This is a genomic window from Helicobacter vulpis, assembly GCF_003660395.1.
GTDB lineage: Bacteria > Campylobacterota > Campylobacteria > Campylobacterales > Helicobacteraceae > Helicobacter > Helicobacter vulpis.
The window spans coordinates 64,242-86,690 of the sequence record NZ_QXQT01000004.1 but is presented as its reverse complement, the minus strand read 5'-3'; the positions used below and the strand labels follow the sequence as shown (position 1 = coordinate 86,690).

Here is a 22,449-nt window from a genome sequence, read left to right as displayed (position 1 = left end):
GGAAGACGCTTTAGAGTTGTCCATGTTGTGGCTAATATGGGTGTGGGTGCTTATACGGTCCCCCTTGCCGTGCTTTTCTAATCCCAGTTTGGGCGCGGTTTTGCTCCCTGTGTTAAAGCGTGTTAAACGGGCTTTAAAGGGGTGTCTAACACCCTTTCATAGGCATTTAATGTCGTGCCCCATTTTTGCTTAACTTTATCAATGTGTTGTTTCTCTAGGGCTTTAATAAAGCTCTCCATAAGATCATAGGCGATGGTGCCATCTTTATGGACGGGTAGGGGGATTGTTTCATGCATTATTTTGTTCCAAGTGGGTTTATTGTTGTAGTCATAGAGTTTAAAAATCTTATTTTGAAGTGTTGTTGCAAGAAATAATCCCCTCTCTTTATTAAGTGGGTGTTGTCTTAAATCAAGTGCATAGGCATCATGCAGAATAGTAAAAGTGTCTTCATGATAATAGACTAGACCGCTAGCTACAGCACCATTAGCAATCACTACAAGCTTATTTGTAGCCGTTTCATAATCATTCAAGCCGACATAATACATCACGCCGTTATTACCCCTTTTAGCAACAACAGCAGGAATTATATATTCTTGCTTTCTTGTTCTAGATCTAAAACGGCGGCTATCCAATGGGTTTAGCTTCTTTAATTCTATTTTTGTAAACAAATCCCCTACCTTAAACTCTTGCCATTTTATTGGTGCAACACTTGAAGAGACAAGGCTTACACTTAGAGCGCAACGGGTGTAAGCATTCTGCTTACCCCCGGCTTGCCCCCCCCCCCCCCCGATTTTCAAAATGCTCTGTAAAAATCTTTAGAGCATGTTCTTCTTGGGGGGTTAAAGTGGTGTCCTCCAATCCTGTTACTTTTAGATACGCTTGAAGTTCCCTCAAGCGCTCCGCTTGAAGTTCCCTTATAAAGACTTCTATTGCTTCAAAAGCAATTTGGTTATTTGGGGTGTGGGGTAGAGAAAAACGCAATTTTTCAATGTCGCTAAGGGTGCAATTAGTCCCCCAACTTAGGTGGGCGACACGCTTTTGTAAAGCGGTGGCGATGAAAAGCCCAATATTTCTAGTGATTGTAAATTTAGGGGCTAATATTTTTACATTATTGCCAGTGAAATAAGGGCGTTCTTGGTAAAACACGCTAAAAGTATCCATCGCAAAACTGAGCGTTTTACCGGGGTTTAAAAAGGCGGGGTCTTCTTTAATAAAGCCCCTAATGCCATTATTACGCGCGCTCCGCACCACATAGGGGTAAAAGCCTTCTTTGGGCAACTCCTCAATGTGTAGGGTGTTGGCATGGAGTATCCTTGCGCTAGAGCGCACCTCAAAAATCTCCCCCACTCTCACCTCCCCCCACTCTAGGGCGCACAAAGCTTGCCAAGCAGATAAATGCCCTTGCGCGCGCGAGTACGCGCTACTGCCTCCCATACCCTATCTACGATGTCAATTCTTCGGGGGATAAATCCTCATAGAAGTGTTCCACATCCAAATGCGCGCCTAGGTATTGCGTGATTTCCTTAGCGTCCTTGAGGGCGTTTTCTAAACAGCTAGTCGCGCCCGGAGAGGGGGTCATGTTGAAAGTGATCCCTTGATGCGTGGTGATCTTGCGTTCCCCTAAAATGAGTTTTTTCTTAGCACGATCCAGGACTTGGGGGCGCACTTCCCCAAATCCAGAGGCGTATTGCAAGTCGCTTAATGCCAAAGAAGGGATGATTTTGCGCGCATCATGCAAAAACTTACGCTTGCCCACGTAGGGGAGCTCAAAAACCATATTTTTAAAAACATAGTTTCTAATATCTCTCTCTGTGAAGAGATCAAAGACGATCCCCATCACATCCATGTTAAAGTCCATTTTGAACAATTCCCAACTAATTCCCTTCAAGCAGGAAGTTTTATGGCGTTCTAGTTTGGGCATCGCCAAAGCGGTAGGGCCTAGGCGGGTTTTACCCTTAATCCACACATCCGGATCGCCATGCAAGGCTGCAAAGGGCAATTTGGGGTTTTGTACGGTGTATACCTTACCGCGCAGTAATTCACTGGGCACAAAGTAAAAACTCCCGGCCACAGGCAAACAACCCAAATCCAAGCCATAGCCCATGGATTGGGCTAAGGGCAGAGAGTAAGATCCCGCGTCCACCAACACGAATTTTCCATAAATCTCATCGCCCTCTGTGGAGATCACCGCCCACTCGTCCATACAACGCTCGATCTTTCCAACTTTGAAACGGAAAAAGACTTCGTTCTCTGGATTGAGGGATACTGCCTCCTGCACGAAGTTCTTGCTCAACAGCTCAAAATTCATGCCACACCAATATTTTTCAAACCCACTTCCCACCACATTTTCGGGGCGATCTAGACCATGTTGCTCGGCGATCACCATCGGCTCGATTTCCTTGATCTTAGCTTTATCAAAGAAGGTTAGTCCGGGGTAGATTTCTTTAAATTCTTCATGTCTTTTGGCGATAAAAGCGCATTCTTTATCCCCCACTCCGATGGCCATTTTTTGCATTTCAAAGATGGCTTTATTCTGTAGATTTTTATTAAAAGCGTAGCGGCGGATTTTCTCGGCCGCTAACTTGACCTTCTTGGCCTTCTGTGCCGTGTAATTAGTTTCAATCGCGCCGTCATGAATGGTTTGGGAATTGGCCTTAGCGTTAGAACTCACGCGCGCCACATCGCGCTCGCGCTCCACAAGGGCGATTTTCTTCAAATCTGTGTATTGGCTTAGGGTCCAAAGCAGAGCACAGCCAGAGACCCCACCCCCAACGATGATCACATCAAAATCCCGCTTCATGCATTTCCTTTATTTGGGTTAAAAAGGCGGATTGTAGCATAATCAATGCGCCGCCAACTTTAAGCTGTAGTCGTAGAGATCGGACATCGCTTCCACGCGATCGATGAGCAATCGCGTTTTAGAAGAGAGGCCCCTGTTTTCCTTACCCAGCTCTAGAGTGGTGATCACGGTCTTACCAATGGTGTAGGTGTGCACGCTCCTGGACTTGCCCACAGAAATTGCCCAAATATTGTGCGCCACAATGGCCTTGTGTGCATGCGTGCCCAAGTAGAGCATGATATGCCCCTTGAGCCAAAGAATGGTGGCAAAGGGTGTGGCGTGCTTGATAATGTAGCGTTCTTTTTCTGGAGCGGACATTTGGCTAAGATCGACCATGTTATTAGCATAGCGCACTTGGGCTAGAGAGTTTCTGGGCAATAAAATCCCAAAGCTCGCAAAGCTATCCCTAGTGAAGGCCGAACAATCGCGCTTTTGATCTGAGCCACCCCAGCCATAGGGCTGGCCTAACATGGTGTCGATCACGGCGGCCATCACGCGCGGGCTTAAGGGGCGTGGGAAAGGGGTGAAGTGGCGGGGGGTAAAGGGGGTGGAGATGAGTTTAGCAAAACCCTGGGAGTCTTTGGCATAGGTGTAGACTTGTTGGGGCCCTGCTAGGGCTAAAATTTCACCCATGTGGGTGTTAGCGACCACTCTATGCGCGCGATCGTAAAGGGGGATCTTGTCTTCAAGAGGGGTGATGTAGTGGGTGATTGCCATGAGCTTTTGGATCGTGGCGGGTTTGACTAGGGCGAGTTGCTCCACCTTAACCCAGCCATAAACAAAACTGCTTTGGATATGCGCGTAAGTTCTATCCGTGTTGTAATGGGTGATGAGCACGGGCGTGCCCGCAAAGATCATCGAATTTTGCCAGCGATCGAAGGGAGAGCCTATCTTATTGTAATAGGGCTTGTCCGTGGGGGTGGCGCGTACATCAGCGTCTTTCACGACCACGGCCTTGAGGGCTACACTGGGGTAGTGTGCGGTGTCCATGCTCGCCCACAGCGCATCTAAGGCTTTAGGGTTGTTGGGGCGCAACTGGGCATCATACCCCCCCGCTTTGAAGAGATCCTGCATCCAAAAGACTTCTTCAAAATCGCGCATCACTTCCATACCCGTCCAAGGGGCATACCATTGTTCTAAATACGCGCTTTTGAGCTTGGCTTTATCTGGGATGGGAAAAGCGTGCTTGGGGAGGTAATAGCGCGCCTCTTGGGGGAGCCTGAGGTCTAAAAGCGTCTCTTCTGCACCCAATGTCAATACCATCACGCTCAACAAGAGGGCTTTAAGCATGGCAGCGCGCTAACAACTCCCCCACGCCCCGCTCAATCATTGTATACACCTTTTCTAAATCCTGCGCGCGCGTGAAAGTATAGGGGTCGGGGATGTCTGCCCCGCTCAAGCCAAAATCCCCTAATTTGTAGACATGGGGGTGGGTGATGTTTAGGTCGCGCAGGGCTTGTACATTGCTGTGATCCATGGCCACGATCCAATCAAAGCGATTGCCAACTCCTGGGTGATGGGCTTGCTTTTAAAGTGGGAGATGTCAAGGCCATGTTCTTGGGCGAGCCTAATGATAGGCGGGTGAGGGGGTTCGCCCTGATGAAAGGAGGAGATACCCGCCCCATCGACACGCACCTTTAGATTCTGCATCTCAATGAGGTGTTGGGCAATCCCCCTAGCCAACATGGAGCGGCAGATATTGCCCAAACACAAGAATAAGAGATTTTGAGGGCTCATATGCGCAAGTAGCTTCGGAGCAAACGGCCATACTGGGGAGAACGCAACTTCTTGATCGCGCTGCTCTCAATTTGGCGCACCCTCTCCCTAGTTACATTGAGCTCTTTGCCAATTTCCTCCAGGGTGCGATCGCTCTCATCTTCAAGCAGACCAAAGCGCATGCGAATCACGGATTTTTCGCGCTCGTTGAGCTGATCTAACACCCCATCAATTTGGGCTTTCAGATCTTCGCGCATGATGTGATCCATCGAACCTATGACCTTATCGTTTTCTACAAAGTCCCCAAATTTGCCATCATCATCATTGCCCACGGGGGATTCTAAACTGATGGGTTCTTTAGTGATTTTGATGACATTTTTGACCTTTTCTAAGGGCAAACCCACTTCCTTAGCCACCAAGTCTAAATCCGGTTCTTTGCCATTTTCTTGCATGTATTTGCGCATCACCTTGTTAATGCGGTTAATGGTGTCGATCATATGGATGGGAATGCGGATTGTACGGGCCTGATCGGCGATCGCGCGGCTAATGGCCTGTTTGATCCACCAAGTGGCGTAGGTGGAAAAGCGGTAATTTTTTTCGTGTTCAAATTTGTCTACTGCCTTCATCAAGCCAATATTGCCCTCTTGGATCAAATCCAAAAAGGGTAACCCGCGCGAAGTATAACGCTTGGCAATGCTCACCACCAAGCGCAAATTAGAGCGCGCCATTTTATTTTTGGCTTTATCCGAGATGAGTTTGCCGCGCTTGATTTGCTCTAAAATCTCTTTGAGTTTGCCCGGTTCTAGATCAAAGCCATCCTCACTTGCCTCTTTGGTTTGGAAGAGCTTTTTAATTTCCATGTAGCTGGCGATCATAGTCGCTTCAGGCACCATGCTAGCGATCTCCTCCTTGCTCATATTGGTGATGTTTTTTAAGATGTTCTTGTGGTTCTCAATCAAGGCATCGTTGAACAAAGAGAGTTTATACTCCAAGCGTTTTAACTCCTTTTCAAACCCATCGCCACTTTTAAGCGAGGTTTCCATCGCTTTGACCAATTCCCCGATGAGCTTGCTCGTGGGGCCCAGATCGTAAAGCTTCTCTTTAAGCACCCGGCGTTTGTAGGCTAACGTCAAGGCATGCAGGAGTTCGTCCTCTTGGGCGGGGATGTTGAGAGTTTTAAGCCATTCTTTTTTGGCTTTGTTCAAGGCCTTGAAACTCTCAATCACTTTCTCTACGCGCTTGTGATCCTTTTCAGAAAGATTCTTTTTGACTTCAATGGTGCTTTCATCTTCCTCGTCTAATTCGCTCTCTTCTTCCTTTTTGGTGCTCGTTTCGTCGTCATCAAAATTCCTAAACAACTCTTTGACACGTCTTTCGCGATTGATGAGCGCGTCCTTGTAGTTGTGGATAAAGTCAATCAGGTAGGGTACAGAACAGATCGCATCCAAAATGATGTTTTCACCCAATTTGATCTGCTTGCTCAACTCTACCTCTTCTTCCTTGCTGAGTAGAGGAATCTCTCCCATCTCGCGCAAATACATGCGCACCGGGCTATCGCTTCTAGACCATTCGGTGAAATCCTTTTCCTTGATGAAGTCTAGGTTTTCGTCCGTATCCTCCTCAAGGGCCTTAGATTTCTTGCGGGGGGTTTTACGATCGATAGAAAGCGAACTTAGGGCACATTCTGAAGAGTGCACGAAACATTTGTTGTACTTAGTTGCCAATTCTTTGATCTTTTTGATCTGGGCAGAAGTGGGGATTTTCTGAAACACATCTAAGAGGCGTTCGTAGGAAATGTTCTGTCCGTCCGTCTTAAAAATATGTTCCAACTCTTCTTGAAAGCTCACTTTAGGGGAATTTTTGGGGGTTTTATCGGATTTTTCCATGACGATCCTATCTGGCTTGGATTGTGGTAAACCACAAAAAAGAGAAAACACGCCCCATTATAGTAAAAATTAACTTATGAAAACATTAAGACTTTATAGGTTATAATACTCACATGTTTGGAATAGGCTTTTTTGAAATTGTGGTGGTTCTTATTGTCGCCATCATCTTTTTAGGACCGGAAAAATTCCCCCAAGCCTTAGTGGATTTGGCGCGCTTTTTCAAGGCCGTAAAAAAAGCCCTCAATGAGGCTAAGGAGACTTTAGATCAGGAATTGCACATAGAGAGCCTGAAACAAGAGAGTTTGGAGTACAAAAAACTCTTTGATACAGAGCAAAACAAATTAGAAAGCGCTTTCAACAAAGAAGTAAGAGATCTCCAGCAAGTCCAAGAGGACCTCAAAACAAGTATCGCGCACGCCAATCCTTTAGACGCGTTGTCTACAGAAGTGCGTGCCGATGAACCCCCTCGCCCCAAGGTGAACTTAGATAAACCTCCCTCTTTAGATAAACACGATGTTTGAAGACTTAAAACCCCATCTTGAGGAATTGCGCAAGCGTCTCATCGTCTGTATTGCCGTACTAGTGGGCGCATTTGCTCTCTGTTTTAGCCTGTGGGATCGCATTTTTGCATGGATTAGAGCCTCTTATGCGGGCAAGCTGATCCAAATCTCTCCCATAGAAGGAATCATGGTGGCTATCAAGGTGAGTTTTTTAGCCTCTTTGGTGGTGGCCATGCCTGTGATCTTTTGGCAACTCTGGCTATTTGTCGCCCCGGGTTTGTACAAGCATGAAAAAAGGATGGTCCTGCCCTTTGTGTTTTTTGGGACAACCATGTTTGTGGGAGGAGCATGTTTTGCGTATTACGTGGTTTTTCCCTTTGTGATCCACTACTTGGCTAACTTTGGAAACACGCTTTTTGAAGCCAATATCTCGGCTTCTAGCTATGTGAGTTTTTTTACCCGTCTCATTTTAGGTTTTGGGGTAGCTTTTGAATTACCGGTCTTGGCCTTCTTTTTGGCCAAAGTGGGCTTGATCACAGACGCGACTCTCAAGGCCTATTTCAAGTACGCCATTGTGATCATCTTCATTGTTGCAGCCATCATCACCCCCCCAGATGTGATGAGTCAAATCTGCATGGCCTTGCCCCTCATTGGTTTATATGGTCTCTCAATCCTCATTGCTAAATGGGTCAACCCAGCCCCTAAAGACTCCGATGTCTGAGATTCCCAAAGAGTTTTTACTCTCCAGCTACCACTATGACTTACCCCCCCACCTCATCGCTTCTACCCCCCTTGACCCCCCAGAACAGGCTAGATTATTGGTCTATGAGCGCGCCAGCGGGCGCATCACCCATAGCCATTTTGCGCATATCTTTGACTTCTTCCCGCAAAACGCGTTAGTGGTGCTTAACGACACTAAGGTCATTAAAGCGCGTTTATATGGGCATAAACCAAGCGGGGGCAAGGTGGAAATCTTGATTCATAACCCCAACGGGCCCCATCATTTTAACGCCCAAATCAAGGGGCGCATTGCACAAGGCGAAGTGATTGAACTAGCAGAAGGGTATGTCTGTGAAACGCTAAATCCCCCTTCTAACATGCGTCAAGTACGCTTTTATCACCACCAAAAATCCCTCAACTGGGAAGGGGTTTTAGACATGCTAGAACTCCTAGGGCACATGCCCATTCCGCCCTATCTCAAGCGCGCGGACACACCTACAGACATACAGACCTACCAAAGCGTTTTTGCCAAGCATGCCGGGGCAATCGCCGCACCCACTGCTTCCTTACACTTTTCCAAGCGCGCCAAGAAACACCTTTTAACCCATTTCCCACATGCATTTTTAACCTTACATGTGGGGGCTGGGACTTTCTTAGGCGTGGAGTGCGCAGACATTAGAGACCATGCCATGCACTCTGAAGCGCTAGTGATCCCCAAAGAAACACAACAAGCCTTAGATCGCGCCCCCTATATCCTCTGTGTGGGCACAAGCGCGCTTAGGGGGGTGGAACATTATAAGCGCGGCCATGTCTTTAAACCCTGCGATCTCTTTTTGCACCCGGGCAATCCGGTTACCCATGCCCAAGCGTTGCTCACCAATTTTCACTTGCCTAAATCCACTTTAATCATGCTGGTGGCTTCCATGTTGGGGCTACAAAAGTGCTTGGAACTCTACCAGCTAGCCATCGCCCAAGATTATCGCTTTTATTCCTATGGGGATGGCATGTTGATCTTATGAATCCACAAGCCCAATTAAATCATTTTAGTACGCTTTTGTTGCAGTGGAATCAAACCCACGCCCTGAGCGGCGCTAAAAACCTAGCCCAAATCCAAACCCAGATTGTAGATAGCGTGCGGGTCTTAGACTTCGTGCGCCCTTTCCAATCTTGTTTAGATATAGGCTCTGGGGCGGGTTTTCCAGGCATACCTCTAGCCATTTGTTGCCCCCATGCGCATTTTATCCTCCTAGAACCCAATGCCAAAAAAATGGCCTTTTTGCACCATGTCAAAACCACCCTAGATTTGCCAAACACCACGATCAAGCGCATGCGTGTGCAAGACCTGCCTCCCATGCGCGTACAACTCATCACCTCTAGGGCCTTAATGGGCGCGCAAGAACTCATGGCTTTGGGCGCGCCTTTTTTAGAATTAGGGGGGTATTTCTTGTTGTACAAGGGAAGTTTGCTAGAACAAGAGATCGCTTGTTTGCCCCATGAATGTTTCTACTATGGGAAACGGGTGTATTTTTACCGCCAAAAGGAGAGCGCATGCGTGCTTTAATTGTTTTAATTGTCATTGGCTGGGTGGTGTGGGTGCTGTTTAAACGCGCCAAACCCAAATCCCCTCCCAATTCTTCTGTAGAAAACTTGCTAGAGTGCGTGCATTGCAAGACCTATATCTCTAGCAAGGAAGCAATTCTCTCTCAAGGGCGCGTGTTTTGTAGCCAACATTGTTTAGAAAAGGGACAATCATGCTCATCATAGGCCACCCTAAAATCCCCTCTCCGGCATTTAAATCTGTGAGCGAGATCGCCCAAATTGCCCAAAGCTCCGGCGATGCTATTGTCTATTTTTACGCCCATTTAGAAAACGCTTGCCATCTTGCCCAACATTGTTCCACAGAACGGGTAAAGTACGCGGTGGTCGTCTCTAACACCTATGATTTAGCTCTGATGATCAATTTCACGCCCGCCTATATCATCGCCCCCGCACACGCCCCCGCCTTCCAAAGTATTGCCAATGATTACCTCTTGGACGCTAAAATCCTCATGCTCATTCACCAGCAAGAAGAAATATTGCAGGCTTTAGAAATGCGCCTTGATGGGGTGATTTTCACAGAATGGCTTACACGTACTTAAGCTAGTTCGTGTTAACATGCGCGCTTTGGAGAGATGTCCGAGTGGTTGAAGGAGCACGCCTGGAACGCGTGTAAGGTGCAAGCCTTCAAGGGTTCGAATCCCTTTCTCTCCGCCACTTCGTAAGATAAACAAAGAATAAATAATATTATCCAGCTGTTTAAAAATGTTAACAGAATTTGGAAAATTTTAGACTATGATCCGCCTTGTTGATAGCTTGGCTACCAATACAAAATCTTGACAAGGAGTTTAGGATGAAGTTAACCCCCAAAGAGCTAGACAAATTGATGCTCCATTATGCGGGTGAATTGGCAAAGCAACGCAAAGCAAGAGGCATTAAGCTAAACTACACTGAAGCGGTGGCACTGATTAGCGCGCATGTGATGGAAGAGGCGCGCGCAGGTAAAAAAAGTGTGGCAGATTTGATGCAAGAAGGCAGGACCCTGCTTAAAAAAGAAGATGTGATGGACGGCGTGGCGCACATGATCCACGAAGTGGGGATTGAAGCCAACTTCCCGGATGGGACTAAACTGGTAACCATCCACACTCCCGTAGAAGACAACGGAAAATTAGCCCCCGGTGAGGTGTTCTTAAAAGAAGGCGACATCACTTTGAACGCTGGCAAAGAAGCCATTAGCGTGAAAGTAAAAAACAAAGGCGATCGTCCCGTACAAGTGGGCTCTCACTTCCACTTCTTTGAAGTCAATAAACTCCTAGAATTTGATCGCGAAAAAGCTTTTGGCAAACGCCTAGACATCGCTTCTGGCACAGCTGTGCGCTTTGAACCTGGGGAAGAAAAAAGCGTGGAGCTGATTGACATCGGGGGTAACAAACGCGTCTATGGTTTCAATTCTCTTGTGGATCGCCAAGCCGATGCCGATGGTAAAAAACTCGGCTTGAAACGCGCCAAAGAAAAAGGTTTTGGTGCTGTCCCTGCTTGCTGCGAAGCGTCTAAAAAATAACTCAAATCAAGGAGAAACCCAATGAAAAAGATTTCCAGAAAAGAATATGTCTCTATGTATGGTCCCACCACAGGGGATCGCGTTAGGCTAGGCGACACCAACCTGATCTTAGAAGTCGAGCATGACTGCACCACCTATGGCGAAGAGATCAAATTTGGGGGCGGAAAAACCATTCGCGATGGGATGAGCCAAACCAATAGCCCTAGCTCCTATGAACTAGACTTGGTGCTCACTAATGCCCTGATTGTGGACTACACCGGCATTTACAAAGCCGACATTGGCATTAAAGATGGCAAAATTGCGGGCATTGGCAAGGCAGGCAATAAGGACATGCAAGATGGCGTGGACAATAATCTCTGCGTGGGCCCTGCTACTGAAGCGTTGGCCGCTGAAGGGCTGATTGTAACAGCAGGCGGGATTGACACCCATATTCACTTTATCTCCCCCCAACAAATCCCTACCGCCTTTGCTAGCGGGATCACCACTATGATCGGGGGGGGAACAGGGCCTGCTGATGGCACGAATGCGACCACCATCACTCCCGGGCGCAACAACCTCAAAAGCATGTTGCGTGCGGCTGAAGAATACGCCATGAACCTAGGCTTCTTGGCTAAGGGGAATGTTTCTTATGAACCCTCTTTGCGCGATCAAATCCATGCCGGCGCGATTGGCTTTAAAATCCATGAAGACTGGGGTAGCACACCCGCGGCCATCCATCACTGCCTCAACATCGCTGATGAATACGATGTACAAGTGGCTATCCACACCGATACTTTGAATGAAGCCGGTTGTGTGGAAGACACCCTAGAAGCTATTGCTGGGCGCACAATTCACACTTTCCACACTGAAGGGGCTGGGGGCGGACACGCACCGGATGTGATTAAAATGGCCGGGGAATACAATATTCTTCCGGCCTCCACTAACCCCACTATCCCTTTCACCAAAAACACCGAAGCCGAACACATGGACATGTTGATGGTTTGCCACCACTTGGACAAAAGCATTAAAGAGGATGTGCAATTTGCAGACTCTCGTATCCGCCCCCAAACCATCGCGGCTGAAGACCAGCTCCATGACATGGGGATTTTCTCCATCACTAGCTCTGACTCCCAAGCGATGGGGCGCGTGGGCGAAGTGATCACCCGTACTTGGCAGACTGCGGACAAGAACAAAAAAGAATTCGGCCGCTTGAAAGAGGAAAAGGGCGATAACGACAATTTCCGCATCAAACGCTACATCTCTAAATACACCATCAACCCCGCCATCGCGCATGGAATTTCTGACTATGTAGGCTCTGTAGAAGTGGGCAAATACGCCGATCTCGTGCTTTGGAGTCCAGCCTTCTTTGGGATTAAACCCAATATGATCATCAAGGGCGGATTCATCGCGCTCTCTCAAATGGGCGATGCTAACGCTTCTATCCCCACTCCCCAACCCGTCTATTATCGCGAAATGTTTGGCCACCACGGGAAAAACAAATTTGACACCAACATCACCTTTGTCTCCCAAGTGGCTTATGACGAAGGGATTAAGGAAAAACTCGGTCTTGATCGCGTGGTGTTGCCTGTGAAAAACTGCCGCAATATCACCAAAAAGGATCTCAAATTCAACGATGTAACCGCGCACATCGATGTCAACCCTGAAACCTATAAGGTAAAAGTGGACGGCAAGGAAGTTACTTCCAAAGCGGCCGATGAATTGAGTCTAGCGCAGCTCTACAATTTGTTCTAGGGCACTTTAAGGAGGGGAGTTTTAAAGGGGAGGGGTTAATTTGGAGGGGTCATTGATTTACTTTGCTGGTTTATAATGAACCCAAGAGAGGTTTTTTTTCGGGCTTCCCCCGCACTAGGAACCCTCAAATCTTGCCAAAAGGATGGTAATGTTAGGTCTCGTGCTGTTGTATGTTGCGGTCGTACTGATCAGCAACGGCGTTTCCGGTCTGGCTGGGGTAGACCCCAAGAGCAAGGCTGTGATGAATTTTTTTGTAGGCGGGTTGTCCATCGTCTGTAATATCGTGGCGATTGTCTATTCGACATTCAACCCTGCGCCTTCAGTAACAGGTCCTGAAGATATCTCCCAAGTGTCCCACCATTTGATTAACTTCTATGGACCTGCAACTGGGTTGTTGTTTGGTTTTACCTACTTGTACGCTGCGATCAATAATGTTTATAAACTAGATTGGCGGCCCTATGGTTGGTACTGCCTCTTTGTTACCATCAACACCATCCCTGCGGCTATTCTCTCTCACTACTCTGACATGATGGACGATCACAAGATGCTAGGCATCACAGAGGGCGATTGGTGGGCGTTCATCTGGTTAGCTTGGGGCGTGTTGTGGCTCACTGGCTGGATCGAAGAAGTCCTAGGAATCAAACTAGGCAATTTTGTACCATGGTTGGCCATTGTGGAAGGGATTGTAACCGCGTGGATTCCTGCATGGCTTCTCTTCATCCAACACTGGGTGTGATATGATCTTAGCCCAAGCCATCTTAGGCAATTTGCACCAACAGCCTAGCTCCAAAGAGTTAGACTATATTGACCTAGAGTGGTTTGACACCCAGAGAAAAATGGGGCGGTGGGTGTCGCGCGCTGGCGTGGAGATCGCGCTGAAACTACCCAAACCGGTAGGTTTGCGCGATGGAGATATCCTCTTTGAAGACTCCGCGCGCGTGGTGGCGATTAATATTCTCCCCACTGAGGTGATTTGTGTTTACGCGCACGACTACGCACAGGTGGCTAGAGTGTGCTATGAGGTGGGCAACCGCCATGCCTCCCTTTACTATGGCGATCAGCATTTGAGTTTTAAAACCCCATTTGAAAAGCCCCTGAAAATTCTCTTTGAGAAATTGGGAGTCACCCATGAGGTTTTACAAAGCAAATTAGACAATGCGCAGCGCATTAGCGTGAGCGCGCCCCATGCGGACCCGCTGGGTTTGGGCGCGCCCTTGAAATTCCAAGACAGCGATCAGCTTGTCGTGATCAAAAGATGAACATGCAAACAGATTTTATCCTCCTGCAGATCAACGATGCCATGTTTCCCATTGGGAGCTACACCCATTCTTTTGGGCTAGAGACCTACATCCAGCACAAAGAAGTACATGACAAACCAAGCGCGCTAGCTTATATGCAAGCTTTCCTAAACACACAGTTTCTCTACACGGATTTACTGAGCTTGAAATTGGCCTATGCGTACGCCCAACGCAACGCGCTCGAACCCATTTTAACGATGGAAGAGCGTATCGCGTTGGCCACGCCCCCGCTAGAGTTGCGCGGCGCGAATCAAAAATTAGGAAGTCGCTTTTTAAAAACATTGATGGGGTTGGATTTGCCCCCCCATGCTTTTTTCACAAATTACGCCCAAGCGAGTATCACCCCCACACATGCTACCAGTTATGGGGTATTTTGTGCCTGCATGGGCTTGGATTTGCAAGCAAGTTTAAAGCATTATCTCTACGCCCAAAGTTCCAATGCGGTGATCAACTGTGTGAAGACCATCCCCCTAGCCCAAAATGATGGGCAACGCATTTTATTAGCCTTGCAAGAGAGTTTTGTAACAATTTTGGAGCGTTTAGAGGAATTGGACGAGTCCTATCTGTGTGCGGCGAGCATCCATAATGACATCAAGGCGATGCAACACGAGTCTTTATACTCCAGATTGTATATGTCTTAACACCATTAAAAAGGACGAACATGGTTAAAATAGGGGTTTGTGGGCCTGTGGGCAGTGGTAAAACCGCGCTGATTGAAGCGCTCACGCGCGCGATGAGCCAAGAATACAGCATTGGGGTGATCACCAATGACATTTACACCAAAGAAGATGCCGAGTTTTTATGCAGAAATTCGGTGATGCCCAGGGAGAGGATCATCGGGGTAGAAACGGGCGGGTGTCCCCATACCGCTATTAGGGAAGATGCCTCTATGAATTTAGAGGCGGTAGAGGAATTGCATAATAAATTCCCCGATATTGAATTGATGTTTATTGAAAGTGGGGGGGACAATCTCTCCACCACCTTTAACCCCGAATTAGCCGATTTTACGATCTTTGTGATCGATGTCGCTGAGGGAGATAAAATCCCGCGCAAAGGAGGGCCAGGGATCACGCGCTCGGATTTGCTCATCATCAACAAGATCGATCTAGCCCCCTATGTGGGGGCGGATTTGGGCGTGATGGAGCGCGATTCTAAGAAAATGCGCCATGAAAAGCCCTTTTTGTTCACCAATATCCGCTCCAAAGAGGGCTTGGATCGCGTGATCGCTTGGATCAAAAAATACGCCCTCTTAGAAGACTGATGGAACACCAAACTACCTACGCCCAAGCGTCTAAATTGTATTTGAGAACGGCCATTGGGGCTAATGGACGTTGTGTGATCGCTGATAATTACTTCACCCCCCCCTTCAAGCTCATGCCCGCTTTCCATGAAAAGGATTCTTTGAGCGAAATCATGCTCTTGGTTGTGGGCGCGGGTATGCTCAAGGGTGATTCGCAAGAAATCGAAATAGAAGTGGGGGCGCATTGCCAACTCAAGCTCTCTAGCCAGAGCTTTGAAAAGATTTTTGACACCGAAGAAGGGTATGCCAGCCGCCAACAGCGCATTGTGGTTAAAGAGCATGCGTTATTGGATTTTTCCCCCCTGCCCATTTTGCCCTTTGCTAACGCGCATTTCAAAAACCACACGCAGATCATTTTACACCCTGACTCTGAATTGCTTTATAGCGAGATCATAGCCGCGGGGCGGATCGCTTATGGGGAAGCCTTTGCCTTTCACAAGATTCACTCTACACTTGAGATTCTCTACCACAGCCCCCAAGACTCCATGCCCATCTTCTTAGACAACACTATCTTAGAACCAGCACGTATGAATCTGACTAACCCCTGCATGTTCGATTCTTACACCCACTATCTCAATATGGTGTTTTTCACAAAACGCCTAAAACAAGAGGCGATCCAAGCACTCTTAGAAGAATCCAAACTCAATGGCGGGTTAAGTGCTTTGGCTTCGCGCCTGCCCGAAGAATATGGTAGCTTTTGTCTCAAGGCCCTAGCCTGTGGTTCTGAACCCTTGCTGGAATTGCGCCAAGCTGTTTCGCAATTGTTAGTCTAAGAGCTTTGCATTTTTGTTATATTTGCCGTCCAAATTAATCTGAGGAGTTTTTATGAGAACACGTATGGGGATTTATGGGTGCATGGCTTTGGGGGCAATTTTGCTCGGCTGTGCCAACACACAAAGCCGTAACCAATTGGCCAGCTTTCACAGCGCTTATTACGCCAAGCAAAACCAACAGGCCGATCAATTTGCTAAGGACATCATCGCCAAGGATCAAAAGCAAATAGACGCGCCCTTATGGCAGTTGCAAGATGGGGTGAATGCGTTTATGATGGGGAATTATAAGGGCTCTTTAGAAGTCTTGGATAAAGCCAATAAAGTTTTTGACACCCACTACAGAAGCCTAGAAAAAGGGATCGCCAAATTGGGCGCGGCCACCTATGGAAGTGCCACAAATATTCCCTATGAGGGACATATGTATGAGTGGGAATTGACCAATTATTACATGGCCCTAGACTATGCGTTTATGGGCAACCTCCAAGATTCTAGAGTGGAATTTAACCGCACTCTAGATCGCCAACGCCGCGTTAAGGAAGTCTACACCAAAGAGATTCAAAAGAATCTAGACAAGATGAATGCCAATGCCCAAAAGAAGGACGCGGCTAAATTCAAAAACATGACAGCGAGTCTTTCAGGCTTTGATCAGCAATTGAGCGCGCGTTATTCTAATCTCAAGCAATTACAGGCCTATGATGGCTTTATCAATCCCATGATCAGCTATGTGGCGGGCTTGTTCTATGGGGTTAATGGGGATTATAGCAAGAGCCTAGATAGTCTCAAAGAGGCCTATGCGATTAGCAAGGCCCCAGCGATCGCCCAGGACATCAAACACTTTGAGAGACATTCTAAGGAAAAAATGACATGGGTGATCATCGAAGATGGTGCGCAACCCACCTTAGAGGAATATAAGAATTCCACCTGGAACTATGCCCTCCCCCTTCTAAAACCAGGGCGCAATTTCCACACGAATTTTGAACTCTCCACCGGAGGTAAGAATCAAAAATTTGAAATTCTATCGCATTTTAATGGGGTGGTGCAGGCTGAGTACAAAAAGACCTTGCCCGCCATTAAGACCCGCGCCATCACTTCGGCTATCTTGAAAACGGGCACTGAAGCGGCCTTAAACACAGCCGGAGAAGTGGCCCCGGGCTATGGGGGGTTGGCTGCAGGTATTGCCGGCTCTATCATGCACGCGACCAACAAGGCCACCACCGCAGCCGACACCCGTAGCTCTACCATCTTCCCCAACACGGTTTATGTGGCCGGTTTGGAAAACCACCAAGCCCGTGCAAGCAGTTTTAGCGTCAGCATTGACGCGTTAAACCAACACTTCACCCTCACCACCTGCGATGCCAAGATGCTCAAACAACCCAACCAAGTCTGTAGCAACGCTAACAACATTGTCTTTATCCGCAGTTTCCCGGGTGAGAAGGTCAATATTAAAATCTTGTCCTTTTAGGACCCCCCTAAGGGGGCTTTAAGCCCTAGGAAGCCCCCATCTCTCTTCAATGCGCCCCAATTTCCAAACCCCATACGAGGTCGCCCACACGAGTACGAATAGCCCCACGATGTAATAGCCCAAGTGTTCGAAATCCAAGCCTTGCAAATAGCCTAACAGACCTTCAAATTCCCAGCCCATCTGCCCACTGAGCACCTGGAAGAGTTGGATAACACCAATCCCTAGTGCCACAAGCACGCCTAAGCTGGTGATGGTGATATTGTAATAGATCTTGCGTACCGGGGTTTTAAACGCCCAGTCATAGGCCTTGACCATGAAAATCCCATCGCAGGTGTCAAACAAAGTCATCCCGGCTGCAAAGGCGACAGGCAGGGCCAACATCCCTAAGATACTGGTTTGGACGGCCACACCGGCCACAGCTAACAGGGCGATCTGGCTTGCCGTGCCAAAACCCAGCCCAAAGAGAAAGCCCACCGGAAAAACATGCCAACTTTTGGTGATAAAGCCAAAGAGAGAGCTAAAGAAACGCTTCATTAAACCGTTTTCATCGAGCATAGTTTCTAGGGCTTCTGGCGTGTGTTTGTTTTGACGGCTGGCCTTTAGGACTTTGAAGAGATCGATTAGGATCGACGCGTTTAAGACACCCACTAGGATCAAAAACAGCCCGGAAATCCCCAGCCCCAACACCCCGCCCACCTCTTCTAGTATGGGGAAGTGTTTTTTAGCCCAGTGCATCGCAAAGGCGCTCACTGCGGTAACTAAGATCACCACAGTGGAATGCCCTAAAGAAAAGTAAAAGCCCACCCCCATGGCATCTTGCTTTTGTTGGGTGAGCTTGCGCACGGTGTTGTCAATGCAGGCGATGTGATCGGCATCAAAGGCGTGCCGACTCCCCCAGATATAAGCCGTGAGCGCCATGCCATAAAAGCTCGGGTTATCAGCTAGAATCAAGAGCACAGCCACTAATAAATGTAAAAATACAATGCCTAACGCATAAGGTAACCAGGAACGCATGGAATCTCCAATATTTTTTTATTTTATGATTTGTAACATAATAACAATTATTATTTTCTTATTTAGGATTAAGAACGGGGTGAGTGTGTATTTTTCACACGTTTATATGCTCCTTGCTCCATTTCTCCTCAATGCGCCCCAATTTCCAAATCCCATACGAGATCGCCCACACGAGTATAAACAGCCCCACAAGATAGTAGCCCAAGTCCCCAAATTCTAGGTTTTGAATAGAACCCAACACTCCGCTAAATTCCCAATGCATTTTTTCGCTCAAGACCTGAAAAAGCTCCACCAATCCAATCCCTAGTGCCACAAGCACGCCTAAGCTGGTGATGGTGATATTGTAATAGATCTTGCGCAGAGGGGTTTTAAACGCCCAGTCATAGGCCTTGACCATGAAAATCCCATCGCAGGTGTCAAACAAGCTCATCCCGGCTGCAAAGAAAATAGGCAAAGAGAGCATACCCACCACACTCATTTTAATGGCGGCCCCAGAGATGGCCAAAAGGGCGATCTCACTGGCGGTGTCAAAACCCAACCCAAAGAGAAATCCGATGGGGTAGAGATGCCAGCTTTTGGACACAAAGGCAAAAAGAGGTTTAAAAAAGCGCCCAATCAAACCCCTTTCTTGCAATTTGGCTTCTAAGAGTTCTTGGTTATAATGCTCATTCCTGCGGGTTTGCTTGAAGATTCGCACCAAATCCACCAAGATCACCGCATTTAAAATTCCCACAATCAACAAGAATAAGCCCGAAACCAAAGTGCCAATAATCCCGCCGACTTCTTTGAATAGTTGGGTGTGTTCATTCGCCCAATGCGCCGCAAAAGCGGTTGCGATTGTCATTAAAACCACCACGCTCGAATGCCCTAGAGAAAAGTAAAACCCCACCCCCATGGCATTTTGCTTTTGTTGTGTGAGCTTGCGCACGGTGTTGTCAATGCAGGCGATGTGATCGGCATCAAAGGCGTGCCGCGCCCCCAGTACATACGCCCCACTGGCGTATGCGTAGAAACTCCAAGATTGCCCAGCAATCCACAAGAGCACTACTCCTAAAACATGCAAAAAGACAATGAAAAGCGCATAAGGCAACCACTGGCGCACGAAACAACCTCGCATTTTTAAATTTAGTAATACTTTATCATAAGATGTCTTAATGGTATGCATTGGCTATCACAATCCAAATCTTTACCCCCAAAGGGTTTTGATCCAAAGAAAACTCCCAAACGCGCCAAAGAGCAACGCGCAACACAGATCCACCCCCTTATAATAACGCGTATAGGCCCTTCTCATCGAATCTTTAGAAAAGAGATAGGCGATGGCGCTAAAGAAGAGCAGGGTTTCTAGGGCGAGCACCCCGATCACCCAAGCCCCCAATGTGTGCGCAAAATCCAAACCAGAAAAAATACTCCCAAAGTAGAGCGCGGCCTTAGGGTTTAACAAATTGGTGAAAAAACCGCTTAAAAACGCCTGCTTAGGGGTTGTGCTTTGCCATTGCAGGGGCCTAGAGAGGGACTTCAAACACATGAAGGCCAAATACAGCAGATAAGAACCCCCCAAAAGTGCGATGATTGTACGCATGGAGGGGAAAAGCTCAAAAAAGAGCTTGAGCCCAAAGAGGGAGAGGATGGTCCAAAGCAACACCCCCACCACAATGCCCCACACCGCCTTAAAAGCATGCTTAAAATCTGTCTTCAAGGCATAAGCGCTGATGAGCAACAAATCCGGACCCGGGGTGAGCAAAGCGCCAAAGTGAATCAAGACAAGTGAGATCAAATCCAAGATAAATCCATACACGTGGGTTGGCGCATGCTATCTAAAAACCTCTGGCTTTTCAACCAACGCGCCCAAAGACTTCATGGTATAATGCGCCATGCACTTCTTCATTCTTATGATAAACCTCAGTAGGGAGTTTTTTAAAGCATGGGCATTCTTTGTACGCGTAAAATTGTGTTTGAAAACTTTAGGAATTTGGGGGTCTGTAACTCTGAGAAACCGGAAACAAGATTAGATCTAGGCGTGGTCGGAACAGGGGGGTTGATTTGCCTGATTGGAGCCAATAATGAAGGGAAAAGTAATGTGTTGGCTGGGATTGCAGAGTGGGGAGATGGCCAATTGAGCGACAAGGATGAACCCACTTTTGACATTGGGACAGGAAAGCCGAGGGTATGGGTGGAGTATTCCATCTCTGTGAATGCTATGAGTAAGCTCAAGCCTGAAGAGGCCCTACAAAAAAAGGAATTTGTGATTTCTTCTCTCTCTGCAGCTATCAAGAAGACAGCTAAGGAAAATTTTAAGGACATAACGGGCTGTGAATACGGATACGAGAGTCTTCAGAAAATTTTTGCCAAACCCGTCGAGGCCATTTATGGCGAGGATCACAAAGGAAAGGCAATATTTCTTAAATTGGAGAAATCAGAGGTGTGCTGTGGGCTTGTGTTCACACTGGCATGGGACACCATGTACATCAAGAACGTTTGTGATGATATGCATCACGATATTAAAGAAGTATATGGAAGCCAATCTGGCATCAAGTTCAAAGTAGTCAACTCTAGTCTGAGTGGCTACAAGGAACAGGGGTATGGTGTTCTTGCGGATTTGCGACGAGGGCTTGAGAGACTTTCCTTAGAAGACAATGAATCGCTTAAAGAACAGGGCAACACGCCTAGGGCATACAGAAAAGAGTTAGGTTTGGATGGATGGGCACAAATCGATGAACTTCCTCAAGAAATCGGCGTTGGCTTTCCTAATATTTTCTCTTATGCGCATCAGGAGGCAAAATTAACAGATCAGCATTTACGCGTTGCTTACCAGCAGATAGGGCAGTCTGCATTTTTCCAAACTCTGTTTAAAATTCTGGACATACCGCTGGATAAAGTTACAAGAGCCTATGAAATCAAAAACAAGGGCAATGAAAACCGCTTCAAGAAAACAGAAAAGGATATTTGCGCACACTTAAAGAAGGTTAGTGAACGCTTCAACGCGCTGTATAGACTCTATGAAAAGACAGATGTATACGCGTTCAACATCGTGTTGGGCGATAGCGAAGTGGTTTTTTCCATCTCTAAAAAGGACCACCACTCCGATGATACCACCAGCAAGGTCTCTCTAGATCGCCAAAGCACTGGATTTCAAAAATTCTTCCATTTCTTTTTCAATTTTCTCCACAGGGACGCGATTAGTCGGGGTGATATTGTGCTCATAGACGAACCAGAAAATAGCCTGAGCATCCCCGCCCAAATAGAATTTAGGGATTTTCTTAAAAATTTTGGGAGAGAACAGGGTATCACTTTTATTATTAGCACCCATTCACCCTTCATGTTGCACATCGATCATTTAGATGAGGTGCGGATGGTTGTGAAAAATACAAAACCAGACACTAGAGGGTCGTGGATTGATAATGATTTTTCTCTAAAAGAATCCGGAGAGGTGAACGCTCTAAGAAAAATGTGTATGGCCCTTGGGGCCACTTCTAATCTCAATCTCGCCACTTCTAGTACCGATCTCAAAAACAGAAAATGGGTCTTCGTAGAAGGCATCATGGATTACAATATCTTTGGCGCTTACCAGAAAATTTATCCAAAGAAAGAAGCTTCTAAATTGACATTTCTCCCCATTAGCGGGGTCGGTAAAGACGGCGCAGAGATGGCAAGCAAGCTCAAAGCTCTTTTAGATTTTATAAAAGACATCAGCATAGATCACCCGATCTTGCTTGTAGATGCTGATAAAGCCGGCGAGGCGATGAAAGAAGCAGCACAGAAAAATACAAAAGTGCGCGCCATCACACTCAAAGAAGCCTTTATGGATGGGGAAAACCCTAAGGCAGGCTTTGAGGAGTTTTGTAACGAAGATATCAAACTAGAATCTCTTTTTAGCCAAGAGGATCGCAAACAATTTGGTTTACAGGATTGCAAGCATCTTAGGATAGCTGGCGTGATCTCTAGCGCGTTTAAAAACACCCCTGATCTAGAAAATAGGCTCAGTGCAGAAACTAAAAAGAGATTTGACACGCTCTTTAACTTTTTATTAGAGGGAAGTTTCTAGAAACAACGCTATAAGGGCAGATGGAGTCCCAGTAAAGACCTACGAGTATTTCCGTTGTTGTGTCTTGGAAA

25 protein-coding genes and 1 tRNA gene are annotated in these 22,449 nt (G+C 47.2%); 16 read left to right on the top strand and 10 right to left on the bottom strand.

Going from position 1 to position 22,449, the window contains the following annotated elements:
• Window positions 1–122: 122 nt before the first annotated feature.
• The 7 genes from EAO38_RS02395 to rpoD are packed head-to-tail and all read right to left on the bottom strand — an operon-like array spanning window position 123 to window position 6,441.
• Window positions 123–797 carry a restriction endonuclease subunit S gene (locus EAO38_RS02395; RefSeq protein WP_162982658.1) on the bottom strand — a complete coding sequence of 225 codons (675 nt, stop codon included), beginning with the start codon at window positions 795–797 and terminating at the stop codon, window positions 123–125.
• Complete coding sequence (locus tag EAO38_RS02390) at window positions 760–1,434, bottom strand: restriction endonuclease subunit S (RefSeq protein ID WP_121020749.1); 675 nt, start codon at window positions 1,432–1,434, stop codon at window positions 760–762. Before EAO38_RS02390 ends, EAO38_RS02395 begins: the two co-directional genes overlap by 38 nt.
• A gap of 7 nt (window positions 1,435–1,441) precedes the next feature.
• A complete protein-coding gene (locus EAO38_RS02385; RefSeq protein WP_121020747.1) occupies window positions 1,442–2,800 on the bottom strand; it encodes an FAD-dependent oxidoreductase in 1,359 nt (452 codons plus the stop codon).
• Between the two features lie 42 nt (window positions 2,801–2,842).
• Entirely contained in the window at window positions 2,843–4,129 is a 1,287-nt protein-coding gene (locus EAO38_RS02380; RefSeq protein ID WP_121020746.1) for an SH3 domain-containing C40 family peptidase, read from the bottom strand.
• On the bottom strand, window positions 4,122–4,316 hold the full coding sequence (locus EAO38_RS09330) for an arsenate reductase/protein-tyrosine-phosphatase family protein (RefSeq protein ID WP_268877811.1): 195 nt from the start codon (window positions 4,314–4,316) through the stop codon (window positions 4,122–4,124). The genes EAO38_RS02380 and EAO38_RS09330 overlap by 8 nt, the downstream gene beginning before the upstream one ends.
• On the bottom strand, window positions 4,280–4,576 hold the full coding sequence (locus tag EAO38_RS09325; RefSeq protein ID WP_268877810.1) for an arsenate reductase/protein-tyrosine-phosphatase family protein: 297 nt from the start codon (window positions 4,574–4,576) through the stop codon (window positions 4,280–4,282). The genes EAO38_RS09330 and EAO38_RS09325 overlap by 37 nt, the downstream gene beginning before the upstream one ends.
• Complete coding sequence (gene rpoD, locus EAO38_RS02370) at window positions 4,573–6,441, bottom strand: RNA polymerase sigma factor RpoD (protein WP_121020744.1); 1,869 nt, start codon at window positions 6,439–6,441, stop codon at window positions 4,573–4,575. The genes EAO38_RS09325 and rpoD overlap by 4 nt, the downstream gene beginning before the upstream one ends.
• A gap of 113 nt (window positions 6,442–6,554) precedes the next feature.
• On the opposite strand from rpoD, the gene tatB reads away from it, so the two are divergent.
• The 15 genes from tatB (at window position 6,555) to EAO38_RS02295 (ending at window position 17,322) form a co-directional block, all read left to right on the top strand.
• Window positions 6,555–6,962 carry a Sec-independent protein translocase protein TatB gene (gene tatB, locus EAO38_RS02365; RefSeq protein ID WP_121020742.1) on the top strand — a complete coding sequence of 136 codons (408 nt, stop codon included), beginning with the start codon at window positions 6,555–6,557 and terminating at the stop codon, window positions 6,960–6,962.
• Complete coding sequence (gene tatC, locus EAO38_RS02360; RefSeq protein WP_121020740.1) at window positions 6,955–7,662, top strand: twin-arginine translocase subunit TatC; 708 nt, start codon at window positions 6,955–6,957, stop codon at window positions 7,660–7,662. Before tatB ends, tatC begins: the two co-directional genes overlap by 8 nt.
• On the top strand, window positions 7,655–8,680 hold the full coding sequence (gene queA / locus EAO38_RS02355) for a tRNA preQ1(34) S-adenosylmethionine ribosyltransferase-isomerase QueA (protein WP_121020738.1): 1,026 nt from the start codon (window positions 7,655–7,657) through the stop codon (window positions 8,678–8,680). Before tatC ends, queA begins: the two co-directional genes overlap by 8 nt.
• Window positions 8,677–9,222, top strand: coding sequence for a 16S rRNA (guanine(527)-N(7))-methyltransferase RsmG (gene rsmG, locus EAO38_RS02350; RefSeq protein ID WP_121020736.1), 546 nt, complete (start codon window positions 8,677–8,679; stop codon window positions 9,220–9,222). The genes queA and rsmG overlap by 4 nt, the downstream gene beginning before the upstream one ends.
• On the top strand, window positions 9,210–9,425 hold the full coding sequence (locus EAO38_RS02345; RefSeq protein ID WP_121020734.1) for a PP0621 family protein: 216 nt from the start codon (window positions 9,210–9,212) through the stop codon (window positions 9,423–9,425). Before rsmG ends, EAO38_RS02345 begins: the two co-directional genes overlap by 13 nt.
• Window positions 9,413–9,799, top strand: coding sequence for a hypothetical protein (locus EAO38_RS02340; RefSeq protein WP_121020732.1), 387 nt, complete (start codon window positions 9,413–9,415; stop codon window positions 9,797–9,799). Before EAO38_RS02345 ends, EAO38_RS02340 begins: the two co-directional genes overlap by 13 nt.
• A 27-nt stretch (window positions 9,800–9,826) precedes the next feature.
• A tRNA-Ser gene (locus EAO38_RS02335) sits at window positions 9,827–9,914 on the top strand.
• 136 nt (window positions 9,915–10,050) lie between these two features.
• Complete coding sequence (ureA, locus tag EAO38_RS02330) at window positions 10,051–10,758, top strand: urease subunit alpha (protein WP_121020730.1); 708 nt, start codon at window positions 10,051–10,053, stop codon at window positions 10,756–10,758.
• A gap of 21 nt (window positions 10,759–10,779) precedes the next feature.
• Window positions 10,780–12,489: an urease subunit beta gene (ureB, locus tag EAO38_RS02325; protein ID WP_121020728.1), complete on the top strand. Its 1,710-nt coding sequence runs from the start codon at window positions 10,780–10,782 to the stop codon at window positions 12,487–12,489.
• 148 nt (window positions 12,490–12,637) lie between these two features.
• Window positions 12,638–13,225 (top strand): AmiS/UreI family transporter, encoded by a 588-nt coding sequence (locus EAO38_RS02320; protein ID WP_121020726.1) that lies wholly within the window; start codon window positions 12,638–12,640, stop codon window positions 13,223–13,225.
• 4 nt (window positions 13,226–13,229) lie between these two features.
• Complete coding sequence (locus EAO38_RS02315; protein ID WP_121020791.1) at window positions 13,230–13,748, top strand: urease accessory protein UreE; 519 nt, start codon at window positions 13,230–13,232, stop codon at window positions 13,746–13,748.
• Window positions 13,749–13,750: 2 nt separating this feature from the next.
• Window positions 13,751–14,428, top strand: coding sequence for an urease accessory protein UreF (locus EAO38_RS02310; RefSeq protein ID WP_121020724.1), 678 nt, complete (start codon window positions 13,751–13,753; stop codon window positions 14,426–14,428).
• A gap of 20 nt (window positions 14,429–14,448) precedes the next feature.
• Window positions 14,449–15,048 (top strand): urease accessory protein UreG, encoded by a 600-nt coding sequence (gene ureG / locus EAO38_RS02305; RefSeq protein WP_121020722.1) that lies wholly within the window; start codon window positions 14,449–14,451, stop codon window positions 15,046–15,048.
• The gene (locus EAO38_RS02300; protein ID WP_121020720.1) at window positions 15,048–15,860 is read left to right on the top strand and encodes an urease accessory protein UreD; all 813 of its coding nucleotides are present in this window, start codon (window positions 15,048–15,050) and stop codon (window positions 15,858–15,860) included. Before ureG ends, EAO38_RS02300 begins: the two co-directional genes overlap by 1 nt.
• Window positions 15,861–15,912: 52 nt before the next feature.
• Complete coding sequence (locus tag EAO38_RS02295) at window positions 15,913–17,322, top strand: hypothetical protein (protein WP_121020718.1); 1,410 nt, start codon at window positions 15,913–15,915, stop codon at window positions 17,320–17,322.
• Between the two features lie 18 nt (window positions 17,323–17,340).
• Here EAO38_RS02295 and EAO38_RS02290 read toward each other — a convergent pair whose 3' ends face one another.
• The 3 genes from EAO38_RS02290 to EAO38_RS02280 all read right to left on the bottom strand — a co-directional run bounded on the left by EAO38_RS02290 (window position 17,341) and on the right by EAO38_RS02280 (window position 20,116).
• Window positions 17,341–18,336, bottom strand: coding sequence for a HoxN/HupN/NixA family nickel/cobalt transporter (locus EAO38_RS02290; protein ID WP_121020717.1), 996 nt, complete (start codon window positions 18,334–18,336; stop codon window positions 17,341–17,343).
• 94 nt (window positions 18,337–18,430) lie between these two features.
• Window positions 18,431–19,438 (bottom strand): HoxN/HupN/NixA family nickel/cobalt transporter, encoded by a 1,008-nt coding sequence (locus EAO38_RS02285; RefSeq protein WP_121020789.1) that lies wholly within the window; start codon window positions 19,436–19,438, stop codon window positions 18,431–18,433.
• A gap of 84 nt (window positions 19,439–19,522) precedes the next feature.
• Complete coding sequence (locus tag EAO38_RS02280) at window positions 19,523–20,116, bottom strand: LysE family transporter (protein WP_162982657.1); 594 nt, start codon at window positions 20,114–20,116, stop codon at window positions 19,523–19,525.
• Between the two features lie 141 nt (window positions 20,117–20,257).
• Here EAO38_RS02280 and EAO38_RS02275 point away from each other — a divergent pair, with 141 nt between their 5' ends.
• Window positions 20,258–22,378 (top strand): ATP-dependent nuclease, encoded by a 2,121-nt coding sequence (locus EAO38_RS02275; protein WP_121020713.1) that lies wholly within the window; start codon window positions 20,258–20,260, stop codon window positions 22,376–22,378.
• The last annotated feature ends 71 nt before the right edge of the window (window positions 22,379–22,449 follow it).

Bases quoted from the DNA above. Each gene is read 5' to 3' on its own strand.
- EAO38_RS02390 (WP_121020749.1), bottom strand. From the start codon at position 1,434: ATGGGAGGCAGTAGCGCGTACTCGCGCGCGCAAGGGCATTTATCTGCT.
- EAO38_RS02385 (WP_121020747.1), bottom strand. From the start codon at position 2,800: ATGAAGCGGGATTTTGATGTGATCATCGTTGGGGGTGGGGTCTCTGGC.
- EAO38_RS02380 (WP_121020746.1), bottom strand. From the start codon at position 4,129: ATGCTTAAAGCCCTCTTGTTGAGCGTGATGGTATTGACATTGGGTGCA.
- EAO38_RS09330 (WP_268877811.1), bottom strand. From the start codon at position 4,316: ATGGATCACAGCAATGTACAAGCCCTGCGCGACCTAAACATCACCCAC.
- EAO38_RS09325 (WP_268877810.1), bottom strand. From the start codon at position 4,576: ATGAGCCCTCAAAATCTCTTATTCTTGTGTTTGGGCAATATCTGCCGC.
- rpoD (WP_121020744.1), bottom strand. From the start codon at position 6,441: ATGGAAAAATCCGATAAAACCCCCAAAAATTCCCCTAAAGTGAGCTTT.
- tatB (WP_121020742.1), top strand. From the start codon at position 6,555: ATGTTTGGAATAGGCTTTTTTGAAATTGTGGTGGTTCTTATTGTCGCC.
- tatC (WP_121020740.1), top strand. From the start codon at position 6,955: ATGTTTGAAGACTTAAAACCCCATCTTGAGGAATTGCGCAAGCGTCTC.
- queA (WP_121020738.1), top strand. From the start codon at position 7,655: ATGTCTGAGATTCCCAAAGAGTTTTTACTCTCCAGCTACCACTATGAC.
- rsmG (WP_121020736.1), top strand. From the start codon at position 8,677: ATGAATCCACAAGCCCAATTAAATCATTTTAGTACGCTTTTGTTGCAG.
- EAO38_RS02345 (WP_121020734.1), top strand. From the start codon at position 9,210: ATGCGTGCTTTAATTGTTTTAATTGTCATTGGCTGGGTGGTGTGGGTG.
- EAO38_RS02340 (WP_121020732.1), top strand. From the start codon at position 9,413: ATGCTCATCATAGGCCACCCTAAAATCCCCTCTCCGGCATTTAAATCT.
- ureA (WP_121020730.1), top strand. From the start codon at position 10,051: ATGAAGTTAACCCCCAAAGAGCTAGACAAATTGATGCTCCATTATGCG.
- ureB (WP_121020728.1), top strand. From the start codon at position 10,780: ATGAAAAAGATTTCCAGAAAAGAATATGTCTCTATGTATGGTCCCACC.
- EAO38_RS02320 (WP_121020726.1), top strand. From the start codon at position 12,638: ATGTTAGGTCTCGTGCTGTTGTATGTTGCGGTCGTACTGATCAGCAAC.
- EAO38_RS02310 (WP_121020724.1), top strand. From the start codon at position 13,751: ATGCAAACAGATTTTATCCTCCTGCAGATCAACGATGCCATGTTTCCC.
- ureG (WP_121020722.1), top strand. From the start codon at position 14,449: ATGGTTAAAATAGGGGTTTGTGGGCCTGTGGGCAGTGGTAAAACCGCG.
- EAO38_RS02300 (WP_121020720.1), top strand. From the start codon at position 15,048: ATGGAACACCAAACTACCTACGCCCAAGCGTCTAAATTGTATTTGAGA.
- EAO38_RS02295 (WP_121020718.1), top strand. From the start codon at position 15,913: ATGAGAACACGTATGGGGATTTATGGGTGCATGGCTTTGGGGGCAATT.
- EAO38_RS02290 (WP_121020717.1), bottom strand. From the start codon at position 18,336: ATGCGTTCCTGGTTACCTTATGCGTTAGGCATTGTATTTTTACATTTA.
- EAO38_RS02275 (WP_121020713.1), top strand. From the start codon at position 20,258: ATGGGCATTCTTTGTACGCGTAAAATTGTGTTTGAAAACTTTAGGAAT.